General features: G+C 63.8%; 21 protein-coding genes. 6 read left to right on the top strand and 15 right to left on the bottom strand.

Annotated elements, in window-relative coordinates; translation table 11 throughout:
- Positions 1-9: 9 nt before the first annotated feature.
- The 5 genes from tipF to xseA form a co-directional block, all read right to left on the bottom strand.
- Positions 10-1,299, bottom strand: a complete 1,290-nt coding sequence (gene tipF / locus ACTHLA_RS17435; protein ID WP_440192492.1) for a flagella assembly cyclic-di-GMP phosphodiesterase TipF — start codon at positions 1,297-1,299, stop codon at positions 10-12.
- Between the two features lie 101 nt (positions 1,300-1,400).
- Positions 1,401-1,895 (bottom strand): response regulator, encoded by a 495-nt coding sequence (locus ACTHLA_RS17430; RefSeq protein WP_440192489.1) that lies wholly within the window; start codon positions 1,893-1,895, stop codon positions 1,401-1,403.
- 159 nt (positions 1,896-2,054) lie between these two features.
- Entirely contained in the window at positions 2,055-2,876 is an 822-nt protein-coding gene (locus ACTHLA_RS17425) for a M23 family metallopeptidase (RefSeq protein ID WP_440192486.1), read from the bottom strand.
- Positions 2,876-3,097 (bottom strand): DUF2093 domain-containing protein, encoded by a 222-nt coding sequence (locus ACTHLA_RS17420; protein ID WP_440192483.1) that lies wholly within the window; start codon positions 3,095-3,097, stop codon positions 2,876-2,878. The genes ACTHLA_RS17425 and ACTHLA_RS17420 overlap by 1 nt, the downstream gene beginning before the upstream one ends.
- A 37-nt stretch (positions 3,098-3,134) precedes the next feature.
- Complete coding sequence (xseA, locus tag ACTHLA_RS17415; RefSeq protein ID WP_440192480.1) at positions 3,135-4,649, bottom strand: exodeoxyribonuclease VII large subunit; 1,515 nt, start codon at positions 4,647-4,649, stop codon at positions 3,135-3,137.
- 139 nt (positions 4,650-4,788) lie between these two features.
- Between xseA and ACTHLA_RS17410 the strand changes: the two genes are divergently transcribed.
- Positions 4,789-6,840, top strand: coding sequence for an ATP-binding protein (locus ACTHLA_RS17410; RefSeq protein ID WP_440192477.1), 2,052 nt, complete (start codon positions 4,789-4,791; stop codon positions 6,838-6,840).
- A gap of 67 nt (positions 6,841-6,907) precedes the next feature.
- Positions 6,908-8,173 carry a phosphoribosylamine--glycine ligase gene (gene purD, locus ACTHLA_RS17405; protein ID WP_440192474.1) on the top strand — a complete coding sequence of 422 codons (1,266 nt, stop codon included), beginning with the start codon at positions 6,908-6,910 and terminating at the stop codon, positions 8,171-8,173.
- A 158-nt stretch (positions 8,174-8,331) separates the two neighbouring features.
- Here the strand turns inward: purD and ACTHLA_RS17400 are convergent, their stop codons facing one another.
- The 5 genes from ACTHLA_RS17400 to ACTHLA_RS17380 form a co-directional block, all read right to left on the bottom strand.
- Positions 8,332-9,531, bottom strand: a complete 1,200-nt coding sequence (locus ACTHLA_RS17400; protein ID WP_440192471.1) for a glycoside hydrolase family 5 protein — start codon at positions 9,529-9,531, stop codon at positions 8,332-8,334.
- Between the two features lie 92 nt (positions 9,532-9,623).
- Positions 9,624-10,601: a tetraacyldisaccharide 4'-kinase gene (lpxK, locus tag ACTHLA_RS17395; RefSeq protein WP_440192468.1), complete on the bottom strand. Its 978-nt coding sequence runs from the start codon at positions 10,599-10,601 to the stop codon at positions 9,624-9,626.
- A complete protein-coding gene (locus ACTHLA_RS17390) occupies positions 10,598-11,869 on the bottom strand; it encodes a 3-deoxy-D-manno-octulosonic acid transferase (RefSeq protein WP_440192498.1) in 1,272 nt (423 codons plus the stop codon). The genes lpxK and ACTHLA_RS17390 overlap by 4 nt, the downstream gene beginning before the upstream one ends.
- Before the next feature lie 5 nt (positions 11,870-11,874).
- Positions 11,875-12,603, bottom strand: a complete 729-nt coding sequence (locus tag ACTHLA_RS17385; RefSeq protein WP_440192466.1) for a lysophospholipid acyltransferase family protein — start codon at positions 12,601-12,603, stop codon at positions 11,875-11,877.
- Positions 12,600-14,393 carry an ABC transporter ATP-binding protein gene (locus tag ACTHLA_RS17380; protein ID WP_440192463.1) on the bottom strand — a complete coding sequence of 598 codons (1,794 nt, stop codon included), beginning with the start codon at positions 14,391-14,393 and terminating at the stop codon, positions 12,600-12,602. The genes ACTHLA_RS17385 and ACTHLA_RS17380 overlap by 4 nt, the downstream gene beginning before the upstream one ends.
- Positions 14,394-14,500: 107 nt before the next feature.
- Here ACTHLA_RS17380 and ACTHLA_RS17375 point away from each other — a divergent pair, with 107 nt between their 5' ends.
- Both ACTHLA_RS17375 and ACTHLA_RS17370 read left to right on the top strand, forming a co-directional pair.
- Positions 14,501-15,190, top strand: coding sequence for a fused DSP-PTPase phosphatase/NAD kinase-like protein (locus ACTHLA_RS17375; RefSeq protein ID WP_440192460.1), 690 nt, complete (start codon positions 14,501-14,503; stop codon positions 15,188-15,190).
- A 101-nt stretch (positions 15,191-15,291) separates the two neighbouring features.
- Positions 15,292-15,549 carry a hypothetical protein gene (locus ACTHLA_RS17370; protein WP_440192457.1) on the top strand — a complete coding sequence of 86 codons (258 nt, stop codon included), beginning with the start codon at positions 15,292-15,294 and terminating at the stop codon, positions 15,547-15,549.
- A gap of 362 nt (positions 15,550-15,911) precedes the next feature.
- On the opposite strand, the gene ACTHLA_RS17365 is transcribed toward ACTHLA_RS17370, so the two are convergent.
- Genes ACTHLA_RS17365 through ACTHLA_RS17355 form a run of 3 tightly spaced genes read right to left on the bottom strand, consistent with a single transcriptional unit; the run spans position 15,912 to position 18,330 of the window.
- A complete protein-coding gene (locus ACTHLA_RS17365; RefSeq protein WP_440192454.1) occupies positions 15,912-16,142 on the bottom strand; it encodes a DUF4170 domain-containing protein in 231 nt (76 codons plus the stop codon).
- 23 nt (positions 16,143-16,165) lie between these two features.
- Positions 16,166-16,963: an inositol monophosphatase family protein gene (locus tag ACTHLA_RS17360; protein WP_440192452.1), complete on the bottom strand. Its 798-nt coding sequence runs from the start codon at positions 16,961-16,963 to the stop codon at positions 16,166-16,168.
- Positions 16,960-18,330, bottom strand: a complete 1,371-nt coding sequence (locus tag ACTHLA_RS17355) for a TldD/PmbA family protein (protein WP_440192449.1) — start codon at positions 18,328-18,330, stop codon at positions 16,960-16,962. Before ACTHLA_RS17355 ends, ACTHLA_RS17360 begins: the two co-directional genes overlap by 4 nt.
- 158 nt (positions 18,331-18,488) lie before the next feature.
- Between ACTHLA_RS17355 and ACTHLA_RS17350 the strand changes: the two genes are divergently transcribed.
- Positions 18,489-20,402, top strand: a complete 1,914-nt coding sequence (locus ACTHLA_RS17350; RefSeq protein ID WP_440192446.1) for a putative bifunctional diguanylate cyclase/phosphodiesterase — start codon at positions 18,489-18,491, stop codon at positions 20,400-20,402.
- Between the two features lie 116 nt (positions 20,403-20,518).
- Here the strand turns inward: ACTHLA_RS17350 and ACTHLA_RS17345 are convergent, their stop codons facing one another.
- On the bottom strand, positions 20,519-22,057 hold the full coding sequence (locus ACTHLA_RS17345) for a UbiD family decarboxylase (RefSeq protein ID WP_440192443.1): 1,539 nt from the start codon (positions 22,055-22,057) through the stop codon (positions 20,519-20,521).
- Positions 22,058-22,112: 55 nt separating this feature from the next.
- Between ACTHLA_RS17345 and ACTHLA_RS17340 the strand changes: the two genes are divergently transcribed.
- Entirely contained in the window at positions 22,113-22,982 is an 870-nt protein-coding gene (locus tag ACTHLA_RS17340) for an NAD-dependent epimerase/dehydratase family protein (RefSeq protein ID WP_440192440.1), read from the top strand.
- Here the strand turns inward: ACTHLA_RS17340 and ACTHLA_RS17335 are convergent.
- Positions 22,975-24,207, bottom strand: a complete 1,233-nt coding sequence (locus ACTHLA_RS17335) for a tetratricopeptide repeat protein (RefSeq protein WP_440192437.1) — start codon at positions 24,205-24,207, stop codon at positions 22,975-22,977. The two genes, ACTHLA_RS17340 and ACTHLA_RS17335, sit on opposite strands and share 8 nt — an antisense overlap.
- Between the last annotated feature and the right edge of the window lies 1 nt (position 24,208).

Below are 24,208 nucleotides of genomic sequence, written 5' to 3'. Positions count from 1 at the left end.
AGAGACTACTTAGGCCCGGCGGCGGACCTGGGGTAGGGTCGACTTGATGAAACCGGCCGGCGGGTCGGTTTCGGCCAGCACCTGTTCCTTGATGGCGCGGGGTTCGCCGAACAGGTGGCCTTGCGCATAGCCGATTTCGATATCGAGAATATCGACCACCTGCTTTTCGCTCTCGACCTTCTCGGCAATGACCTCGATGCCGTAGCGCGCCAGCAGGCCGGCATAGTCGCCCGCATGAATGTCCTTGAGGAACTTCATCGCCGGCTTGCCCTCGACTTCAAGAAGCTGTTCGAGCAACAGATTGGCGCCGATCTTGACATAGCGCACATCCGAGCGGTGCAGGTCCTGGAGATCGAAGTCGATGCTCGTCACCTTGTCGAGCGAGAAGCGGAAGCCGAGATCGGCCAGCTTGGCCATGTTGCGCGCCTCGACCGAGGCGCGCGACGCAAAGGCGTCCTGGCCCAGCTCGAAGATCAGCGACCCGGCCAGATCGCGGTTTTCGGCGAGGAATTCCAGAAACTGCGGGAAGAAGGTCTCATCGCGCAGGGAGGTCAGCGAGATATTACAGAAGATGCCGATGCGGCGATCCTGCTTGGCCAGACGGCGCACGATCTGCACGCAGCGGAACAGCAGAAGATTGTCGATCGACGGCACCAGCCCCTCGGCGTCGGCGACGCTTAAATATTCGGCGGGCATCAGCACCCGGCCCGACGCATCGCGCAGGCGCGAGAAGCTTTCATAAAATATGGTCTTGCGCTGCGGCAGACTGACGACCGGCTGCAGATACAGATCGACGCGGTTGGCGATCAGGGCCTCGCGGATCGTCTCGATCAGCGCAATCGCCTGCTGTTCGCGCGCGCTGACCCCGGCGACCCCGGCATGCAGCGGCACGACGGTCGCGGAGCCGGTCGTCCAAGCGTCAAGGCGATCCTCGATGCTTTCGCCCAGCTTCTTGACCAGATCCTCCAGCATGCGCACCTCGGAGGTCAGTTCGTCAGAGCGCGTCATGCGGTTTTCCTGCACGCGTTCGGCCAGTTCGACCATGTCCTTCTGCGTCGAATCAATGGCGTCCACCATCAGGCGATGCGCCTCGCGCACACTGTCTATGTCCTTGCTGATGCGCTTTTCCGCCAGATACTGCGCGGCGAAGGTATGGAAGGCGAAACAGACCCCAAGTCCGCCGAGCAGGGCGGCGATGGCCGTTCCGGCGTCGGAGCCGCCATTATAGATCATGGCCGCGATGCTGGCGCTGATCACAATATAGGTCAGGGTCAGGATAAGCGGTGTCGGTTTCAACATGGGGCGGTTCCAGCCTTCGGCGCGAATCATACCGAGTCTTCGGGACTATGGGCTGAATCCGAAAAACGCGATAGGTCGCGTTAAGATTTATAAACAGAATCTTAAAGCACGCCGTCGGTGTTGCGGCGGAACGGGCCGCCATACTGTTCGTCGCTCTTGCGGCGGCGATCCGGGCCGAAATAGGTTTTGCAACGGATGAACGGGCGCGGGCGCATGATCACCGAATCGAGCCGCCCCAAAAGCGCGCGCGCGGTCAGCGGCTTGACGACGAACTCATTGACGCCGGAATCGCGCGCCTGGGTAACGCGCGAGCGCTCGGAATGGCCGGTGATCATCACGACAGGAAGATAGGGATTGGACGAATCGGGCGCGTTGCGCAGCAGACGTGTGAATTCAACGCCGTCGATCGGCTCCATATTGAAATCGACCAGAGCGATGTCGGCCGGATATTGTTTGAGCATGTCCAGCCCTTCAGCGCCGTCGCGCGCCTCGCGGACATGGCGGATGCCCGAACCGCCCAGAATGGCGCTGACGATCGAACGCATATGCTGGTTGTCTTCAATCAGAAGAATTTTCAGACTGCTGTAATCGGCCATCGTTCAGGAAAAGGTTTAAAGCTATGGGTTTGCAGGGCGACGCAAAAACGAACCGCTGTTACGCCGGGTCGCAACCCCATGTCCAGAAAAACTTTCGCCCCGGATGAGAACGCACTATTTTACGGTCTGCTGTTACCGAATGAAAAATCCTGCAAGCCGTCAGACGACCATCAGGCTGGGATCGAGATGCCGGTCGCGCCATTTCAGTCGCCAGCACAGATGCGGACCGGTGGCGCGGCCTTTGTCGCCGACCTTGCCGATCAACTGCCTCTGCGTCACCTTCTGTCCGGCCTTCACCAGGACGGCGGACTGATGCAGATACATCGAGATCAGGCCCTGACCGTGATCAATGAAGGTCAGGCCGCCTTCGTAAAACATATCGGGCTGGGCCAGCACGACCAGCCCCGCCTGCGGCGCGTGGATCGGGGTTCCGACGGGCGCGGCCATATCAAAGCCCATATGCGGGCTTTTCGGCACGCCGTTAAGGATGCGCTGATTGCCGAAATGCCCTGAAACGACAAACTTTTTCAGTGGCCAGACAAAGCCGCGTCGGAAGTCGTCGCTGTCATAAAGGCTGGCGAAGGCCGTATTCTTCAACACCCATTCGCGTCCGATGCGATCGAGCAGTTCCTTGCCCTGCGGGGTGACCGTGTTCTGCGGCAAACCGTCCACGCGCTGCACGTCATAGGCGACAGGGGCGATGTCGAGCGTGACGCTCTGGCCGTCGCAGGACAGGGTGGATTGCGCGGGTGCGTCGCGGTCGAAACCGACATAGAACAGACCGCGGGCGTCCACCTGCCCGTAGAGCTTACCGTCCACGGACAGTCGCGCGCCGGACGCTGCGCGTCCGATGCACCAGCCGCCCTGTGTGAAGCGGCCTCTCAGTTGGAAGGGCAAGGTCTGGGCGCGCAGCCCTGATGCGAACGCGCCGCCCGCCAGCGCGGCTCCTAAGCTGAGAACCGAGCGGCGGCTGTGCGGCATCAGGCGCGCTTCTGGCCGTTGAGGCGGCGCCAGGCTTCGGTGGCCTCGGCGACGCTGGCATAGGCTTCCTGCGTGTGCGGATTCCAGTAGCGCAGGGCGTCGAGCGGAATCTGGCGGCCCGAAATGGCGCAGATCACGAACTGGCCGGGGCGCATAATGGTGTAATCGCCGTCGCCATAATGCAGGACGGCCTGACCCGGTAGAGGAGCGTGCATATTCATGCGCCGAACATAGGCGTGTTGCGCGTGTGTATCAAGATCAGAACAGGCTGCCCTGAGCCGGTTTGACCGCAGGCGCCGGGCGCGGCTTCGCTTTGGGCGGCGGCGGCGCGTCCCCGCCCGGACCGGCGATAACGTCGAGCGTTTCCCGGCCCTTAAAGGTCAGGACCAGCGCGTCGCCCGCGTTCACGCCCTGCGGCGAGGCGACCAGCGCGCCGTCGGGGCGGTTGACGCGCGCAAAGCCGAGATTGAGCGGGCGGTCAGGATCGAGGCTGACGCGCAACTGCTCCAGCGCGCCGAGCCGTTCGCCTCGCAGGGCCAGGGCGCGCGCCATCGCCGCCTGCATCCGCTCCGCCAGGTCGGGCAGGCGGGCATGGCTGGCGCTCAGGGCCAGCTTGCGCGTCACGGCGCGGTCGGCGCGCTGCGACAACTGCGCCAGGGCGTCGCTTTTCAGACGGCGCGGATGTTCGAGCAGGCCGGGACGGAAGCGCGCCACGATGCGGGTCAGGGCGGTGTCGTGCGCATTGAGGTTCGCCATCAGCCCGCCGCTCAGACGGTGACCGGCGAAGTCGAGCCGCTGCTGCGCCGCGTCGATCAACTCCTGCGGCCGGGGCAGGGCGCGCGCCAGCAGGGCGACGCGCTCCTGACGCCTCTGCATAGACTGGCCGAAACAGGTCTGGCGGCGGCGCTCCAGATCGGCGACGAAGGCGCGCAACTCAGACAGAACCGGCGTCGCCATCTCCGCCGCCCCGGTCGGGGTTGGGGCGCGCCGGTCGCTGACATAGTCGATCAAGGTGGTGTCGGTTTCGTGCCCGACCGCCGAAATCACCGGGATCGCGCAGGCCGCGACGGCGCGGGCCAGAGCTTCGTCGTTGAACGGCCACAGGTCTTCGACCGAGCCGCCGCCGCGCGCCACGATCAGCACGTCCGGGCGGACCACGTCGCCGCTCTGGAAGCCTTGCAACGCCCTGATCACCTGCGGCGCGGCCTGATCGCCCTGCACCAGCACCGGCCAGACGATCACCCGGCATGGCCAGCGGTCGCGGATGCGGTGCAGGATGTCGCGGATCACCGCGCCGGTCGGCGAGGTGATGACGCCGATCGTGCGCGGCGCGAACGGCAGCGGGCGCTTGCGCTCCGGCGCGAACAGGCCTTCGGCGTGCAGCTTCTTCTTGATCCGCTCAAGCTGGGCCAGCAGCGCGCCGACGCCCGCCACCTCCATCTGCTCGATGACGATCTGGTATTTGGACGAGGCCGGAAAGGTGGTGATCCGCCCGGTGACGATGACCTCAAGCCCGCTGTCTGGCTGGGTTTGCAGGCGGGGAACCTGACCCTTCCAGATCACGCCGTCGATGGCGGCGCGGTCGTCCTTGAGCGTCAGATAGACGTGGCCGGAGGCGTGGCGCGTCACCTTGGAGATTTCTCCGCGCAGGCGGACATGGTCATAGGCCTGCTCAATCGTGCGCTTGAGCGCCCCGGCCAGTTCCGAGACGGAATAGGGCGCGGCGTTGCTGGCGGACGGCGAATCGGGGGGGACGAAAAGGTCGCTGGACATGGCGGCAAATTAGCGCATTTCGCCCGCAGGCGCAGGTCTAAAACGCCATTAACCCTGCATCTTCAGGAAGTCTAAAGCGCGTGTGATGTAGGGTAAACGCCAGTATTGCGTGTAAGGCTTTCCTTTTTCGATGTTCGATATGTCGCTGGACCTGGAACTGAAGCGATTCAAAACGCTGCGCGAACTCGACATCGTCGAGTCCGAGCCGGAAGCCAGCTTCGACCAGATGGCCGAACTGGCCGCCGATGTGTTTGACGCGCCGATCGTGTTCATTTCGCTGGCCGAGGGCGAGCGTCACTGGTTCAAGGCGCGCGTCGGCTGTCCGCTGTCCGAAGTTCCGACGCGCTATTCGTTCTGCGAGCATACGCTGGAACTGGGCGATGTCCTCGTCGTGCCGGACGCGACAAAGGATGCGCGTTTCCTTGACAATCCCTTCGTCACCGGCGATCCGAATATCCGCTTTTACGCGGGCGCGCCCCTGACCTATGAAAGCGCTCTGGTGGGAACGATCTGCGTGATCGACACGCGGACGCGTCAGGACTTTGGCGACGATCAAAAGCGTCGCCTGCGTCGCATCGCCGACAGCGTGTCCAGCCTGATCGCCCAGCGCAAGGACGGTCTGGTGCGTAAGGCGGCGATCCGCAAACTGCAGGAAACGCAGCGCAAACTTGAACTGATGGAGGAGGTCGCCGAGGTCGGTTACTGGCAGATCGACGTGCGCTCGCGCGACTGCTTCTGGTCGCGCGGCGTCTATGCGATCCACGGTCTGAGCCGCGACAGCTATACGCCCGACCTGACCACCGCCATCGACCTGTTTCACCCGTTTGATCGCGCTTTGGTGCGCGATTGCATCTGGACGGCGATGGAAAATGGCCAGGACTTCACCTTTGAAGCGCGCCTGATGCGCGCCGATGGCGAGGAGCGCATCGTCTATTCCAAAGGCGGCGTCGTCAGGGGCGATGACGGTCGGCCGGAACACCTGTTCGGCATACTGGAAGACATTACCGAACAGAGCCGGGTCGAGGAGACGCTGCGCGCCGCCAAGGCGCAGGCCGAGGCGCACCAGCAGGCCAAGTCCGATTTTCTGGCCAATATGAGCCATGAAATCCGCACGCCTCTGACCACCATTCTCGGTTACGCCAACCTTTTGACCGGCGTGGACAACCTGCCGCGCGACGCGCGCCATTATATCGGCCGCATCAACAAGGCGGGCGAGGCCTTGCTGGGTCTGGTCACAGACGTGCTGGACTTCTCCAAGCTGGAGGCCGGGCAGGTGACCCTGTCGCCGCAGCCGGTCGATTGCCGCGCTCTGGCGGGCGACATTATCGACCAGTTCGCCACCCTGACCGAAAGCCGTCATATTGACCTCCGCCTGAACTGCCGTCCCGACTCGGCCCTGTGGCTGATGATCGACGATACGCGCCTGCGTCAGGTGCTGTACAACCTGGTCGGTAACGCCTGCAAATTCACACAGACAGGCTTTGTCGATGTTCGCATGACCTTCAGCGACGCCGGACGTCTGCGCGTCGAGGTGCGCGATTCCGGTCCCGGTCTGACGGAGGCGCAAAAGGCGCGTCTGTTCACCCGCTTTCATCAGGTCGACGCCTCGATCAACCGCAAATATGGCGGCGCGGGACTGGGGCTGTCGATCTGTTATGAGATCGTGCGACTGATGCAGGGCGAAATCGGCGTGGACTCGACGCCGGGGCAGGGAAGCTGCTTCTGGTTCGAGATTCCCGTGGTAGCCGCCACACCGCCCGTCACCGTCGCTCCGCACGATCAGAAGCCGGTCTTTCTGGAAGATCGTAAGGTGCTGATCGTTGACGACCACCCGATCAACCGCGAACTGATCCGCCTGCTGCTCAAGGATTACGGGCTGGAAATCTTTGAAGCCTGCGATGGCGCCGAAAGTCTGGCCATGTGCCGTCGCGAGCATTTCGATCTGGTCTTCATGGACATCCAGATGCCGGTCATGGACGGCGTGACCGCGACGCGCGAACTCGACCGCCTGCCGGACGACCGGCGCCCTGGCGCCATCGTCGCTCTGACCGCTGCCGCGCAGAAACTGCCGGAGGACGCGCGCGCCTGCGGTTTCACCGGCGTGCTGACCAAGCCGATCGACCTGCCGCAATTCTACGCCGTGCTGTATCGCTGTCTGGAAGGCGAAGGCGCGCAGCGGCTTGTGGGGTGACTCCGCAGGGTAAAATATTTCCCGGCCTTATGGATTTTTCCGCCGGAAAGCATTACGGCCAAATCCCATGAACATCCTGCTGATCGGCTCGGGCGGCCGCGAACACGCCCTCGCATGGAAAATCGCGCAGTCGCCGCTGCTGAAGCGCCTGGTGATCGCGCCGGGCAATCCGGGCATGGCGGGGCTGGGCGAGCTGCGCGACGTCAAGGCGACCGATGTGGCGGGATTGGCCGCGCTGGCGAAGGAGATATCCGCCGATCTCGTCGTGGTCGGCCCCGAAAGCGCGCTGGCCGAAGGGATCGGCGACGCGATGCAGGCGCTGAACATTCCGTGTTTCGGGCCGCTGAAAGCCGCAGCGCAACTGGAATCGTCCAAGGCCTTCACCAAGGATTTCTGCAAGCGTCACAACATCCCGACCGCGCAGTCCGAGACGTTCGACAACGTCGCCGAGGCGCGCGACTTCCTCAAAACCTATGATCCGCCCTATGTGATCAAGGCGGACGGTCTGGCGGCGGGCAAGGGCGTGGCCATCTCGCCCGACTATCAGGACGCCGTCGCTGAGATCGAGGCGATGCTGGGCGGACGCTATGGTCCGGCCTCATCGCAGATTGTCATCGAGGAGTTCATGACCGGCGAGGAGGCGTCCGTCTTCGCCCTGTGCGACGGCGAGACCTCGATCCTGTTCGGCTGGGCGCAGGACCACAAGCGCGCCTTCGACGGCGACACTGGCCCGAACACCGGCGGCATGGGCACGTACAGCCCCGCGCCGGTGGTGACGGACGCCGTGCTGAAACGCACGCAGGACGAGATATTGACGCCGACCATGACCGGGATGAAGGCCGAGGGCCATCCCTATAAGGGCGTGCTTTATGCGGGCCTGATGATCGAGGACGAAGCGCCGCGTCTGGTCGAGTACAATGCCCGCTTCGGCGACCCGGAATGCCAGGTGCTGATGCTGCGGCTCAAGAGCGATCTCGTACCGTACCTTCTGGCCGCCGCCACGGGCCGCCTGCGCGATCTGCCGCCGCCGCAATGGCACGACATGGCCGCCGTCTGCGTGGTTTTCGCCGCCAAGGGCTATCCTGACAGCCCGCTCTCCGGTTCGGTCATTCGCGGCGCCGAGTCCGACTTCGGCCCGGACGTCATCGTGTTCCATGCGGGAACCTCGCGCAGCGCGGACGGAACCTTGCGCGCCGCCGGCGGGCGCGTGCTGAACATCTGCGCGCGCGGCGCCGATATCCGCCAAGCGCGCGACCGGGCTTATGAGGCCATTGCGAAGATCGACTGGCCGGGGGGATTTTACCGCACCGACATCGCCCATCGCGCCCTTTAGGCGGCGATCCTTGGACGCCTGGTGCGTCGGCATCGCTTGCAGGTACTGATGTACCTGCGGCGCTCACCTCCTGCCATGCGCCTCAAGGCTCTTGCCTAAAGCAGATTTTATATCGAAAAAAAAGGACGCCGGTGGGGCGTCCTTTCTTGTTTGTGGGCTTATTGCGCGGCGGGGCTGTTGGGCAGCAGGGCCTTGAGGATGGGCTTGACCCATTGCTGCTTGTCCTTGTCCCAGACGCCGAAGCCGTCGCCGTCCTGGTAGTACCAGTAGGCGCGGGCGAAGCCGCGCGCATCGGCGGCTTGCGACATAGCCCTGGTCCAGGCGGCGCGATCATCCATGTTCGGATTGAACTTGCCGTAGGTTCCGTATTCGCCGAGGAAGATCGGACGGTTATTGGCCTCGCTCCATGCCTTGACCGTATCGAAGGTCTTGTTGAGCGCCGCCATCTGCTCCGGCGTACCGGTCCAGCGCACATTGCGCAGCTTTTCAAGTTGCGGCCCGGCCCAGCTTGCGCCCTGATGGGTGAACTCCATCGGCGAATAGTCATGGAAGGTGACGATGATGTGCGGATCGGCGGGCAGTTTCAGATTGGCCAATTGGTCTGCGCTGTTCCACATCACAGGGCCAATGATCAGGTTGCGCGTCGGATCGAACTGACGCACCGTTGCGATCAGGTCCGGGAGCCAGGCGTTCCACAAGTCGGCTGTGATCTTGTCGTGCGGCTCGTTGAGCAACTCGAACATCACTGAATTCGGCGCAGTCTGGAAATGCAGAGCCAAATCGTACCAGACATTTGACAGAAGTACGCCGCAGGCGTCCGCATCCTTCGCGCAGTCGTCGAAGTCATGCTCGTCCAGAATGACGTTCAGATGATTGGCGATGGCCAGATCGACGATGTGGTCGATCTTCTTGACGTATTCGGGATCGAGATTGCCTTCGGTGTCCGCAATGTGCCGGAAGGTCATCAAGGGCACGCGGATCGTCTTGAAACCGGCGTCGGCGACGCGTTTGATGTCTTCGTCGCTGAAATCGGCCTTGCCCTTGCCATCCCAGTATCCGGCGTCGTAACCGCCCGCGATATTCACGCCCGCGCCCATCGCCTTGACCTGATCTGCGGCGGATATCTCGGTAAAGCTCGGCCCCGGATTGGCGTAGATCGTTGGCTTAATCGTCTGCTGATCCGTGCCGTTGTAGGTCTTGATCTTGTCTTTTAACAGATCGACCTCGCGACCGTTCGTAACGCCATTATTGTTGATGCTGACGCCGTTGGGTATGTCCTGAGCCTGTACAGACAAGGCGACAGCCAGTCCCGCTAGTCCGGTCAGCAAGGCGGCGCGAAAAGGTGTGTGAAATTTCATGTGACGTCATTCCTCCGCAAAGGGCCCACGTCTGACGACGCGCCCGATTTATTATTTTCATTTTAGAAAACTAATCGCGGCTTGATTTTGAATCAAGCCAGATGCGCAAGCAGGGCGTCGGGTGTGTCAAATCGGGCGCGGATCGGCAGGCATGTGACGCGCGACCGCCATTCGGGAGACAGGCGCACCCAGTCTTTCTCCGTCGTGATCAACCCGGCCTGTTGCGCCTCGGCGCGCTGCGACAGGCGGTTGAGTTGCGACTCGCTGAAGGGGGCGTGGTCGGGAAAGCTCTCGAATTCTAAGACCTCGTAACCGCAGGCCTTCAGCGTGGCTTCAAACTTCCACGGCTTGGCGATGGCGGCGAAGCCCAGAACGCGCCCCGCGCCCGGTTCAGCAAGCAGCCGCGCGACAAACACCGGCTTGCCCGCCAGTTTCGCCAGCAGCGTCGGATCGGGTTGCATGGCCTCATCCGGCATCCAGACCACGACCAGATCGGCGCGCGCAAAGCCGGTTTCGAAGGGTTCGCGCATCGGGCCGTAAGGGCAGACGCCCTCATCGCCGAACGGCCAGGTCTCGCTGCGTGTGTCGCCGTCCACGACCAGAATATGCACATCCTTGGCGATCTTCACATTCTGGTGCGCGTCGTCCAGCACGGCCACGTCCGTAGCGCTGGCCTCGATCAGTTTCAGCCCCGCCGCGCGGTCGCGCGCGACCACCATGTCATGATGCTGCGCGATCAGCAGCGCCTCGTCGCCGACATCGGCGGCGGCGTGACGGATCGGATCGACCAGAACCGGTCCGGCCAATCTTCCGCCATGCCCGCGCGACAGGCCGACGGCGCGCTGACCCAGCAGGCGCAGGATTTCCGCCACGATCGGCGTCTTGCCGGAGCCGCCCAGCGTCAGATTGCCGACGCTGATCACACGCAAGGATGAGCGATAAGGCTTCGCCGTCGCGCGCTTGAACCCATTGACGCCGCGCCAGATCAGCGACAGCGGCCACAGGGCGGGGCGCCACCACGGCGCGCCTTGCGCATGTCGGCGATACCACCAGGCCGGCGTGCGGATCATGGCGCCGCATCCGGCAGCAGCGGCGTCAGCAGGGCCATGACCGTCGCGAGCGCGCCGCCTTCGCGCTGACTGAAGGCGAGCGCCCGCCGGTCCATCGCATAGACTTCGTCCGGGTGGTGGCGCAGGCGGCGCACGACGGCGGCCAGCGCTTCGGCGGTGGTCTTCAACGCCGCGCCGTCCTGAACGAGGTCCGTATAGACGCCGCGCCAGTTGGCTATGTCCGGGCCGGTCACCACGCTCTTGCCAAGCCGGGCGGGCTCCAGCGGATTATGCCCGCCGACGCCCTCGAAGAAGCTGCCGCCCATGATCACGATGTCCGAAAGCGTGAACAGAGTCCCCATCTCGCCGAGCGTGTCGGCCAGATAGACCTGCACGCGGTCGGTGACGCCCTCGTTCAGCGAGCGTTGCGCGACGCTCAGCCCCATGGCCGCGACGCCAGCGCGAATCTCGCCCGCGCGCACCGGATGGCGCGGCGCCAGAATCAGCAGGTCGCCGCCCAGCAGGCCCGGTTCAAGCGTTTGCGCGATCAACGCCTCCTCGCCCGGATGGGTGCTGGAGGCCAGCCAGACGAAGCGGCCGCCGATCATGGCTTTCAAGGCCTTGACCTTGGCCGCGTCCACCGGCGGGGCGGCGCCCAGCGTTTTGAGATTGGCGCGCGTCTGAACGCGCGCGGCGACCTTTGGCCCCATCGCCTTGAGACGGTTTTCGCTGGCGCCGTCCTGCGCGCTGATGAGCTGAAATCCGGCCAGCAGGGATGACATGGAGGCGCGGAACCGCCGCCAGCCCTTTGCGGTCTTTTCGGTGATCCGCGCGCTCAGAAGGATGCGCGGTATGCGGCGCGCATCCAGTTCGCCCAGCAGCACCGGCCAGATGTCGCTTTCGATCAGAACGGCCAGATCAGGACGCCACCGGTCGAGAAACGCGCGCACCGCCTGCGGCGTATCGACTGGCGCGAATTGGTGGATCACGCCTTCTGGCAGCCTTTGCGACAGGATTTCCGCCGAGGTGATGGTGGCGCTGGTGATCAGCACATTGAGATCGGGGCGCGCGGCGCGGATCGCCTCGATGACTGGCAGAGCGGACAGGCTCTCGCCGACGCTGACGCCGTGAAACCAGACCAACCGCCCGTCCGGTCGCGTCTTTTCGCTCTCGCCCAACCGTTCGCGCCAGCGTGCGGCGTTCTCCTTGCCCTCGGCGACGCGGCGTCTGAGCACACCCGGCGCGAAGCCGTGGAAAGCGCGCATCGCCTGCCGGTAAAGGGCTAGCATCGCCGTCACGCCGCAGGCTCCGGCGCCAGTCCGGCCAGGCTATCGGCGCGGTCGGTCACGAAGTTGAGCGCCGCCTCGGCCTCAAGGCGAAGGCGCTCCAGCTCCGCCTCATCGGCGTGTTTCGGCACGGCGGGCAGCACGGTCCACACCATGACCCCCTTGCCGAAGGGCAGGGGCAGGCGCATCCGATCCCAGGAGTTGAAGCGCAGATGGTTATGCGTCGCCTGCCCCAGGCAGACCATTCTGGCGCCGCACATCTGCGACAGCTTCAGCGAACCCTCCTGCAAATAGCGGCGCGGGCCGCGCGGGCCGTCCGGCGTCGTGGCTGCGCAATTCCCCGCGCGGACCCAGCGCAACAGGTCGCGGAAGGCCTGCGCGCCCCCCTTGTTCTTGGCCGGATCGGACTTCTTGGCGGTGGAGCCGCGAATGGTGTGATGGTCGAAATACTTATTGATTAGCGCGATAACGTCGCCGAACTTGTTTAGCGAGGTCAGGACGGCGACCGGCTGGGCGCTGTCTTTACGCAGACCCGGATAGGGCCAGCCCGCATGGCCGAGATTGAGCCGCTCATGCCAGAACATCAGGATGACCGGGCCGCCCTCGGCCCAGACTTGCTCGACCTCGGCCTTGCCCTCATAGGTCCAGCTTGTGGTCGCGTAGCAGAATTTCAGATAGCCGGAGACGACCGAGGCGATTAGGCGGCGCGTCAGGGCGCTGTCGAGAAGGCTTTTCACTGCGCAGCCTCCGCCTCGGCGGGCAGGTCGAACTGCGCGGCGGCCAGACGGGCGTAGAGGCCGCCCTGACGGATCAGCGCGTCATGCGTTCCGCGTTCTGCGATCCGGCCATGATCCAGCACCAGAATCTGATCGGCGTGACGCACGGTCGAGAGGCGGTGGGCGACGACGAAGGTGGTGCGTCCCCGCATCAGCCGCTCCAGCGCCTCCTGCACTCTTGCTTCGGATTCGGTGTCGAGCGCCGAGGTCGCCTCGTCGAGCAGCAGGATCGGCGCGTTCTTGAGGAAGGCGCGCGCAATGGCGATGCGCTGCTTCTGGCCGCCGGACAGGCGCGACCCCGCTTCGCCCGCGCGCGTGTCGTAACCCTGCGGCAGGGCCATGATGAAGTCATGCGCGGCGGCGTCCTTCGCGGCCTGCTCAATCTCGGCTTGTGTCGGCTCACCATTGCCGTAGGCGATATTGGCGCGGATCGTGTCATCGAACAGGAACGGATCCTGCGTCACCAGCGCGATGCGCGACCGCAGCGAATGCAGGGTGACGGCGCGGGTCGAAACCTCGCCGAAGCGGATATCGCCGGAGGTCAGATCGAAAAAGCGCGGTATCAGATTGAGTAGAGTGGACTTACCGGACCCCGAAGGCCCAACCAGGGCCACGCTCTGGCCCGGCGTAACGCTGAAGCTGACCCCGTCCAGCACCGGCGCCTCGCCATAGGCGAAGCGGGCCTCGACAAACCGGATCGGGCCGATCTCGTCAGGCAGGTCAGCGGCGTTCGGCGCGCTGACGATCTCCGGGCGGATGTCGAGCGCGGCGAACAGACGGCGCGCCGCCGTCATGCCCTGGCTGAACACGCCTTGCAGCCCCGCCAGTTGCCGCAACGCCTGTCCGGCCACGCCCAGGGCCGCCAGAAATGACAGCAGGGCGCCCGCCGTCATGCCGCCATGCAGGCTGCGCCAGCCGACATAGGCCAGAAGGCCGGCCAGCAGCAGGCCGGTCAGCAGTTCCGTGGCGGGCGCCGCCATGGTGCGTGCGTTGGAGCCTTTGATGATGTGAGCCTGTCTGCGTTCGATCACCGCGCCCACGCGTTGCTCTTCGAAGCTTTCCTGGTTGGCGATCTTGACGATGCGGATGCCGTCGAGGCTTTCCATAATGGCGGTCGAGAGGCTGGACGTCTCCGTCATCGCGGCCTGCGCCGCCTTGCGGGTCAGGTTCAGGTAGCGGCCCATAACCAGCGACAGGGCGGGTCCAATGACCAGCACGCTCAACGCCATGACCCAGTCCGCCTGAAACATGGCGGCAAAGGCGCCGAGGACGATCAGCAGATTTTGCAGGTAGGCGACCGCGCTGGCCGAAGCGGCTTCGCGCACCAGGTCGGCGTCATAGAGGACAGAGGACAGATATTCGCCGGAATGGGCTTTTTGCAGGCGGCCGAGATCGGCGTGAACCAGACGCGAGAACAGTTGCGACTGGATCTTTCCCACCAGGGTGTTGCCGACATGATTGAGCGACAGGGTCATGCCGCGTTGGGCGACGAAACGGATCAGGGCGAGCAGAACAAAGATCAGCGGTATGGCGGCGAGGGGATGATCCTGCAGCCAGGCGGGCAGGCGCATATCGGTTATCGGGATATGCAGCAGCAGATTGACCGCTGGATTGAGCCCGCCGAGCAGCAGCGAGGTCGTTGCGGAGACGGCGACGGCGAGGCGCGCCTTTTGCGGACGGAGATAATCGCGCCAGACGCGCGCGATCAATGAGGCGCGGCTTAACTCGGCGGTCGGTTCTAAGGCGGACATTCAGGCGTCTTGGCTATGGCAAAAGTCGTGGCAGCCGTTATATAGGCATTTCCTTACGCCTGTCGCGTTTTTATAGGTTAATAAACCCCGCCACTACGGATGTTCGCTTGAAACTGCTGAAAAGGAAAGTCCACAAGCGACCGTTCCGCACGGATACGCCCTGGACCCTTCTGACCACCTATCTGCACTATTTCTGGGCCGACCACGCCTATTTGCGGCTGGGCTTCACCAATGCGCACTGGATCGGCGACCAGATGGTGCGCACCAACCAGCCCTGGCCGTTCCAGCTCAAATGGTGGCGCGACAAGGGGGTGAAGACGGTCATAAACTTACGCGGCGGCAAAGGGTCATTTTATTACCTTGAGAAACACGCCTGCGACAAGCTGGGCCTTCGGCTGGAAGATTTCGGCCTGACCTCGCGTTCCCTGCCGACAGGCGAAGAGGTTCTGGCCGCCAAGGCGCTGTTCGACCGGATTGAATATCCGGCGCTTTTGCATTGCAAGTCCGGCGCGGACAGGGCCGGCATGATGAGCGTGCTGTACCGCCATCTGCATCTCGGCCATCCGATCAGGGAGGCCGCCAAAGAGCTGTCCTTACGCACCCTGCACATGAAGGCGGGCATGACCGGCGTGCTGGACTATCTGTTCGAGGTCTACTTACGCGACATCGAGCCGCAGGGGATCAGCTTTCTCGACTGGGTGACCGGTCCCGATTACGATCCTGAGGCGTTAAAGGCCGAGTTCACAGGCTCGTGGTGGGGCAAGCTGCTGACCGACAAGCTGTTGCGGCGCGAGTAAATCCTGATCAAAGACTTACCCGCAGGCGGGTAGGCCGTTACAACGAATTTGCACGCGGCCTGTTAAGGATGGCCTCAGTTACAAACCTGAGGAGATCCGTCATGGCAACCGCCGCTTCCAACAATAACAACAATACGCTGGTCGTCATTCTGGCCGTCGCCCTGATCGCTATTGTCGCGGTCGCCGCCGTCTATCTGATGCAGGACCATCGCGGTCCCGCCGAGCGCGCAGGCGACGCGGTTGCGGCCTTGCCGCACGGGCTGGACAAGGCGGCCAACAAGCTGGACGACCAGCCGCCCGCCCAGAACGTCAAGCGCAATCTCGACAACGCCGCCGACGACGCGACCAATCATAAGTGAGGCGGGCGGCTTTTCGAGAGCGATAGTCTTGGGAAGAGTTCCCTCCGTCGTTCATGCAGGACAATCGCCTGTAGCCGCGCAGCGTCAAACCTTGCGACTCCCCTTTACCGGCAGGCGCCGAGGATAGCGGTAGCGTGCGGTAATCCTGAACATCTGTCTTATCTGTCTTATCTGTGGATCAAAAAACCGACCTTCGCGCCCGCTCTGACGACAGCAGGAAAGGGTATCCACAGATGACACAGATGTTCAGGATCACCGCACGCTACCGCTAACGCCAAAGTCTGTTTCAAGCGATGGCCAATGTCTGTTTCAAGCGATGGAAAGTGGGGCGACCGCGCCTCAGGGAGAGGCTTTGCCCTGCCTCAATGTCCCTCGGCTTCGGGGTCGATCAGCTTGTGCGCGTGGATCACGAAATAGCGCATCAGGGCGTTGTCCACGGTGGACTGCGCCTTGGAGCGCCAGGCGCGCACCGCCTCGGCGTTGTTGGGATAGGCGCCGACAAATTCGATCTTGCTCAAATCCTTGAAGGTCGTGCTGTTGAGATCGGTCAATTCCCCGCCGATCACGATGTGAAGAAGCTGTTTGTCACTCATAAGCTTGGCTCTTTTTTTGATTTTTAGGTGAGGGCGTCCAGGTGGGCGCAGCGCCGGATGATCTCCGGAAACAGCGCCGGTCCCGAACAGATCAGGCTCGGTTTGAGACTGTCTATAGCATTGAATCCATAAGGATTGCCTAAATGGTCGCTGACCACGGCGCCCGCCTCCTGCGCGATCAGGGTGGCGGCGGCCACGTCCCAGTCGCGCTTGGGCGTCAGCGCCATGGTGAAGTCGGCCTTGCCCGCCGCCACGCAGGCCATGCGATAGGCGACCGACGGGCGCGACTGCACGCTCAGGCGCGGCCACGGCGTCGGCCAGATGTCCTTGCCGAACAGGCGCGAATCGCCCAGCGCCTCGGCGCCTTCCAGCTCCGCGCGCTGGCTGGCCTGAATCCGCGCGCCATTGAGCCTCGCGCCTTCGCCAAGTGAGGCGCTGTAAAGCTCGCCGGAATCGGGCGCATAGACGACGGCGCCGGTCGGCTGGTTGTTCTCGACAATCGCCAGGGCGATGGTCCAGTACGGGCTGCCCTTGGACAGGCCCATTGTGCCGTCAATCGGGTCCAGCACGAAGATGCGCGCCGCGTCAAGGCGATGCGCGTTATCGGCCTCCTCCTCGCTCTGCCAGCCATAGTCGGGGCGCGCGTCGAGCAGCGCCTCCTTGAGCCACAGATTGACCTCGGTGTCGGCATTGGTGACGATCGAGCCGTCGGCCTTGTAGCTGGTGATCAGGCCGTGGCTTTTCAGATGTTGCGCCAGCGCCCCCGCCCGGCGGACCTTGTCGATGATCAGGTCGAGGTCGGACGCGGTGTTCAGCATCATTTCCCCCCGATGCTGAGGGCGTCCACCAGCAGGGACGGCGTATCCAGCGTGCCGCGAATTTCCAGATCGCTGGCCGGGATCAGCCGCGCATAGATGTCGATCAGATTGCCCGCGACGGTGATTTCGTTGACCGGATGGGTGATCTCGCCGTTTTCAAACGCAAAGCCCGAGGCGCCCGCCGACCAGTCGCCGGTGTCGTTGTTCAGGCTGGGGCCGAACATGGAGGTGATCAGCACGCCCTTGCCCGCCGCCTGCATCAGCGCCTGCGGCGTCTCCGCGCCTGCGGACAGGGTGATGTTGTGGGGCGCGACGCCCGGCGCGCCCGCCAGACCGCGCGAGGCGTGGCCGGTCGAGGCCAGGCCCAGTTGCCGCGCCGCCGAGGTGTTGAGCAGCCAGGTCGTCAGCACGCCATCCTGGATCAGGGCGCTACGGCGCACCGCGACGCCTTCGTCGTCGAACAGACACGAGCCCAGTCCGCGCACGCGCAGCGGGTCATCAAGAATTTGAACGGCGTCGCTGAAAATCTTCTGACCCAGTTTGTCCTTCAGGAAGCTGGAGCCGCGCGCGATCATCGAACCTGAAATGGCGCCGAGCAGCGGGCCGATCAGCGACCGCGACACGCGCCGGTCGAAGATCACCGCCGTCTTCTGCGTCTCGATCTTGCGCGCGCCCAGCGCAGCCAGAGCGCGCTCGGCGCCGGTCCGACCGGTGTCGGAGACGTCGGGCAGGTCTGAGAAGAAGCGCGTGCTGCGGCCTTCGCCGTCGCGTTCCATCTGGCCGTCGCCGTCCGTGGCGATGAAACGGCCCGACTGGAAGAACAGGGTCGAGCTGTGCGCGCCTTCAAACCCGTCCGAGGTCAGCATGCGCCAGCTATTCTGCGTATAACCGGCGCTGGCCGCGTCGCTTTGCAGGGAGGGACTCAGCGCCAGCCCGGCCGCTTCGATCTCCAGCGCGCGCTCCTGCAAGGCTTGCGCGCTCAGTTCGGTGGCGTCGTAAAGATCGAGATTTGGCGCCCCGGCGTCGGCCTTAAACAGAAGCTCAGGATTGGCCAGACCCGCATAGGGATCTTCGGGCGCCAGGGCGGCCATGGCCACGGCGCGTTCGACCAGCCGCGACAGCGAGGTCGGGGAAAAATCGGACACCGAAACCACGGCCTGACGCTGGCCGATAAAGACGCGCAGGCCCAGATCAAAGGTCTCGTCGCGCTCGACCGTTTCGACCGCGCCTTTGCGCACGCCGATGCTCAGGGCGCGGCTCTCGGCGAAGACCGCCTCGGCGGCGTCCGCCCCGGCGGTCTTGGCCGCCTCGACCACTTCATGCAGGCGCGTTTGCGCCGTTGACAGCTCGTCACTTCGCGTTTGCAACATGAAAAATCTATAGGCCCGCCCTTGGGGCGAAAGCAAGTCTCGTTTGTGACAAATCATCACGGGCGCGAATGTATAAAAATGCACGCCGCTTAGGGATTTTTTCAGCCCTGATGGTTAGGTTTCACCGGATAAGGTCGGACAATAGGTTAGGAAAGCGCATGTTCCTGCGTTGGCGTCATGAGGTTTTTCGCTGGCTGAACGCCCTGCGTCGCGACCCGTCGCCGCACCTGCGCTGGTCCAGCCAGGCCGAAGAAGCCGAGGCGATGAAGCCGATCGTGCGGCAATACTGCCTGATCACCGGCCTTTATTATCCCTTTGTCGTCGCCGACCGCTTCGTCAATGAGCACGGCCCGGCCCTGATGGTCATGCTGTCGGTGACGCTCGCCGCCATGATGTTCGCCGTCTATGGCTGGCTCGCCTTGCGCAAGCCGACCTCGCGCCGTCGTCTGTTGACGATCAATCTGGGCCTGAACCTGCTGCTGTACCTCAATCCAGTCGCCTTTCAGCTTCTGCATTTCGAGCGCGAACGTCTGATCTATTTCCTCTTCCTGATCTTTATCTACGCCGTCACCGGGGTCAGCCTCTGGGCCGTGGCGCTCAGCGTCGGCGTCGCTCTGACGACCCTGATCGCGTTTGGCGTCCTGGGGCCGGGGGCCGCTGCGACCCATAGCAGCATGCTGATGCTGATCATCATTCCGGTGATCGTGCTGATCTTCAATGCGATCCGCACCAGCATGTTGCAGGCGGTCCGCGCTCAGGTCGTGGCGGAGGGCATGCGCAACGAGGCGCAGAAGCTGGCCGATTGCGACGCGCTGACCGGCCTGCCCAACCGGCGCAGCTTCTTCACCGCTTTCGAGGCGGCGCGTGCGGCGGGGCGGGGCTTCGATCTGCTTTTGGTCGATCTCGACGGCTTCAAGCCGATCAACGACATTTACGGCCACAGCGTCGGCGACGCCCTGTTGATCGACGTCGCGGCGCGCCTGCGCGAGGTCTGCGGCGAAGCGGCGACGCCGTCGCGCATGGGCGGCGACGAATTCGCCATCCTGACGCATGCAGCGATGAGCGACGACGCGCTGGAAGATCTTGGCGCGCGCCTGTGCGAACGCCTGCGCGAGACCTATCTGCTGGGGGGAGTCACCGCCAATATCTCGGCCTCACTCGGTATGACGCATGCCGACGATCCGGGCATGAGCGCGTCGCACTGTCTTGAACGCGCCGATTACGCGCTCTATTTCGCCAAGCAGAACTTACGCGGCGCGCCGGTGGTGTTCAACGCCCGCCATGAAGCCGATATGCGCAACTTCAACCTGGTCGATCAGACCTTACGCAATAGCGACCTCGATCGCGAACTGTCGATCGTGTTCCAGCCGCAGGTCGATGTCACGGACGGACGCACGGTCAGTTTCGAGGCCTTGGCGCGCTGGGACAGCGTCAAGCTTGGCGCGGTGCGGCCCGATATCTTTATCCGCGCCGCCGAGCGTTCCGGCCTGATCACCGATATTACTCTGCATCTGCTGCAAAAGGCGCTGCGCCGCGTCGCCGACTGGCCGGTCGATACGCGCGTCTCGTTCAACCTGTCGGCGCGCGACCTGCGCTCCAGTCTGTCGATCGACAATATCATCCGCACCGTGCGCGAGTCCGGCGTCGATCCAAGCCGGATCGAGTTCGAGATCACCGAAACCGCCATGCTGTCCGATTTCGAGCAGGCGTGCGAAGCCCTGTCGCGGCTCAAGGCGATGGGCTGCCGCATCGCGGTCGACGACTTCGGCGCCGGTTACTCCAGCTTCAGCTACATCCACCGCCTGCCGGTCGACAAGATCAAGATTGACCGCAGCTTCGTCGTGCAACTGGTGTCGCATCCGTCGGCCATCCAGATCGTCAAGACCATTATCGAACTGGCGCGCAACCTCAATCTCGACTGCGTAATCGAAGGCGTTGAAACTATGGATGAAATGGACAAGCTGCGTCAGGTGCGCGCCCGCTACGTGCAGGGCTATCTGTTCTCAAAACCTATGCCCGCGAGCGAGGTGGCCGCCTGGCTGGCGATGGAGCAGAGGCGGATCGCGGTTTAAGAGGCGACCACGAAAGACACAAAATTTCCGCACGAAGCGCCTGGGTTTATGGGTGGGTGGGCGCGTCAGCTTTTTAAGATTTTTCGTGTTTTTTCGTGTTTTTCGTGGTCAAAAACCTACGCTTTGCGCCAGATGCTCCGCCCGGAACCCGGCAGGCCCATCTGCGCCCATTTTTCCGAAACACGGTCGATAATTTCCTGCTCCAAGTAGAGCTTCTCCCCCCATTCGCGGTGCGTCTCCGGCGGCCAGTTGTTGGTAGCATCCAGCCCGATCTTGGAGCCAAGGCGGCTTTCGGGCGATGCGAAATCGAGATAGTCGATCGGCGTGTTCTCGACCACGGTGATGTCGCGCGCCGGGTCCATCCGGGTCGAAAGCGCCCACATCACGTCCTTCCAGTCGCGCGCATTGATGTCGTCGTTCACGACGATGATCCACTTGGTGTACATGAACTGGCGCAAGTAAGACCAGGCGCCCATCATCACGCGCTTGGCGTGGCCCGGATAGGCCTTCTTTATCGAGATGACCGCGATGCGGTAGGAGCAGCCTTCCGGCGGCAGCCAGAAATCGACGATTTCCGGGAATTGCTGCTGAATCAGCGGGATAAAGACTTCATTTAAGGCTTCACCTAAAACAGACGGCTCATCGGGCGGACGGCCCGTAAAGGTCGAGAGATAGATCGGATCCTTGCGCATGGTGATGGCGCTGATCTCGAAGATCGGGAACTTTTCGACCGAATTATAATAGCCGGTATGGTCGCCATACGGGCCTTCGTCGGCGTAGTCGTCGAGCAGGACATGGCCTTCCAGCACGATCTCGGCCTGCGCAGGCACCAGCAGCGGCACGGTCTTGGCTTGCACCAGTTCCGCCTTCTGGCCGCGCAGGAGACCCGCGAACTGGTATTCCGACAAGGTGTCCGGCACCGGCGTGACGGCGGCGAGGATCAGGCCCGGATCGGCGCCCAGCACGGCGGCGGCGGGCAGGGGCTCGCTTTTGCCGCCAGCTTTCCAACGCCGGTGGTGCTGCGCGCCGCCGCGATGCGCCAGCCAGCGCATGATGGTGCGGTTCCTGCCCAGCACCTGCATACGGTAGATGCCGAGATTATAGTCGTCCTCGCGCGACCTGGACGGTCCCTTGGTGACGATCAGCGGCCAGGTGATCAGCGGCGCCGGTTCGCCGGGCCAGCAGCCCTGCACCGGCAGTTTTGTCAGGTCGATCTGGTCGCCGGTCAGCACGACCTCCTGCACGGGCGCGGATTTGACCGTCCTGGGCCGCATGCCCATCACGGTTTTGGCCAGCGGCAGCAGTTCCAGCGCGTCCTTGAAGCCGCGCGGCGGCTCCGGCTGGCGCAAAAAGGCCAGCAGTTCGCCGACCTCGCGCAGTTCTTCGCCGGTGGCGCGGTCCTTGCCTTCCAAGGTGACCCCCATCGCCACGCGCTTGACCGTGCCGAACAGGTTGACCAGCACCGGCATGTCGGATTGGGAGCCATCGGGCAGAAGCACGTTTTCGAACAGGACGGCGGGGCCTTTTTCGGCCAGCAGCCGCGTCTGAATCTCGGTCATTTCCAGATGGGTCGAAACGGGTGTCTTAACCCGCACCAGTTCGCCGTCGGCTTCGAGTTTGGCGATAAAGTCCCGCAGATTTCTGTACGCGCTCATGGCTGCCTCATAAGTAACGGCTTGCTGAATAAGCCGCTGCGGGCAATATGACCAGATGGAAAACGTATTGATTATCGGCGCGCGCACCCTGGTCGGGCGCAGGCTGCGGGCGGCGCTGCTGACGGCGGGCTGGCCGGAGGCGGCGATCTGGCATAGCTCGCGCCAGCAGACCGGCGGGCAGGGGCTGATTCTGGATACGGATAACCCTGACGCTTTCCAGCCGGAGCGCATGTTCACGCATGTCATCGTCTGCGCGCCGGTCTGGCTGATCAGCGACGCCTTGATCCTGCGTTTAAAGGCGCTGGGCATGCGGCGTCTAATCGCCTTTTCCTCGACCTCGCGCCTGACCAAGGGCGAATCGGACGAGGCGGCGGAGCGCGAGGTCGTGGCGGCTCTGACCGAGGGCGAGGCGACGGTGGCGCGGGCGTGCGCGGCGGCAGGCGTGGCCTGGACCGTTCTGCGCCCGACCCTGATCTATGACGAAGGGCGCGACGAGAACGTCAGCCGCATCGCGCGCATCATCCGCAAGCTGGGCGTCTTTCCGCTTTATGGCGCTGCGTCGGGCCTGCGTCAGCCTGTTCACGCCCGCGATCTGGCCGCCGCCGCCGCCGGGGCGCTGCGCTGTCCGGCCAGCCATGGCAAGACCTACAATCTGCCCGGCGGCGAGACCCTGAGCTATCGCGACATGGTCGCGCGCATCGGCAAGGCGCTGCATCGTCCCGCCGTGCTGCTTCCAGCGCCGGAGGGGCTGTGGCGGTTCGCCTTCGCGGTCTTGTCCGCAGTGCGGCGTCGCCCGCTGAAGAACAATCTGCAAATGGCGCGGCGCATGAATGTCGATCTGTGCTTCGACGGCAGCGAGGCGACGCGCGATTTCGGCTACAAGCCGGGGCCGTTCGCGCCGGATTTCACAGGTGGCGCTAGTTGATCTTCCAGCGCATCGACAGGCGCAAGACCTTGCCCGCATAGCGTTTGGCCCAGTCGGTTTTGTTGCCGGACTGGCCGAGGCGGTCGAAAATACTCATCAGGGCCGAGCCGAAGCCATAGCCCGGCGGGGCATCCTGCATCAGCACGCAGTCGTAGAAATCGCCGCTGGCCGCGAACCGGCATTCGGCGGCGGCCATGCCGCTGACCCCGTCATTCTGCGCCTCGCCCGGATAGGAGTTCTGGCTCAGATAGTCGAAATAGCCCGCCATATCGAGCGTCTGAAAGCGCGGATCGTCATTATCGACGGCGTAAAAAATGGTGTCGCGCGCCACGTCGCTCACCTTGAGAATATTATCGGCGAACGCATCGCGCCTGACCTTCGGGTGGGCGTCGAACCATGCCTTCGCCTGAACGGCGTCGCCGTCTTTGGGGTTGGCGCGCAGCAGCACGTCATAGAGGCGCGCGGCTTCTTCGGGATCGGCCTCGGTTCCCTGACCGGTCTCGATCTGCTGCGCCATATGCAGCACGGCGTCGCGGTCGCCGCGCGCGGCGGCGCGGCGGAAATAGCTGAGCGCCTGCTTATAATCCTGCGCAACCAGCTTGCCGTCGGCATAGATGACGCCCAGCGCCTCCAGCGCGGCGCTATTGTCCTTATCGCCCGCCGCATCGAGGTCTTTGAGGCCGCTGGCCGGATCGGCGGCGGTCCCCAGGCCTTGCGTCAACGCCACGCCACGCGCATAAAGCGCCGTCGCCGCCCCGGCGTTCGCCGCCGTATCGCAATAGGAAAACGCCTTCGTCCAGTCAGCGTCCGGGCCTTGCGTCAGCCGTTCGCAGGCGCGCAGGACGGCTTTCGCCTGCCCCTGATCGGCGGCCTTGAGCCACCAGGTCAGAGCGGCGGCGGTATCGGCCTTGACGCCCTTGCCCGTTTCCAGCCGGTGCGCGTAATCGGCCTGCGCCTCGGCCAGGCCCAGGTCTGCGGCCTTCGCAACCCATTGTGCAGCGGTCTGGTCGTTCTTCTTCTGACCGTACATGCCATCGACATAGACCTGCGCCAGATCGTAAGTCGCCTGCGCGTCGCCGCTGGCGGCCTTGGCGTTGAGATCGGCCAGTTGTTCCTGCGGCGTCGGCGGCGCCTTGGGCGGCGGATCAGCCAGGGCGAGGGCGGGAAGCGCGGCGGCGGGCGCCAGCAGCCACGCCAAAGCCAGAGATGTCAGACCTCGTGTCATG

Source organism: Asticcacaulis sp., assembly GCF_051956075.1.
GTDB lineage: Bacteria > Pseudomonadota > Alphaproteobacteria > Caulobacterales > Caulobacteraceae > Asticcacaulis.
The sequence above is the reverse complement of the archived record's forward strand: the minus strand, read 5'-3'. Positions and strand labels throughout refer to the sequence as shown.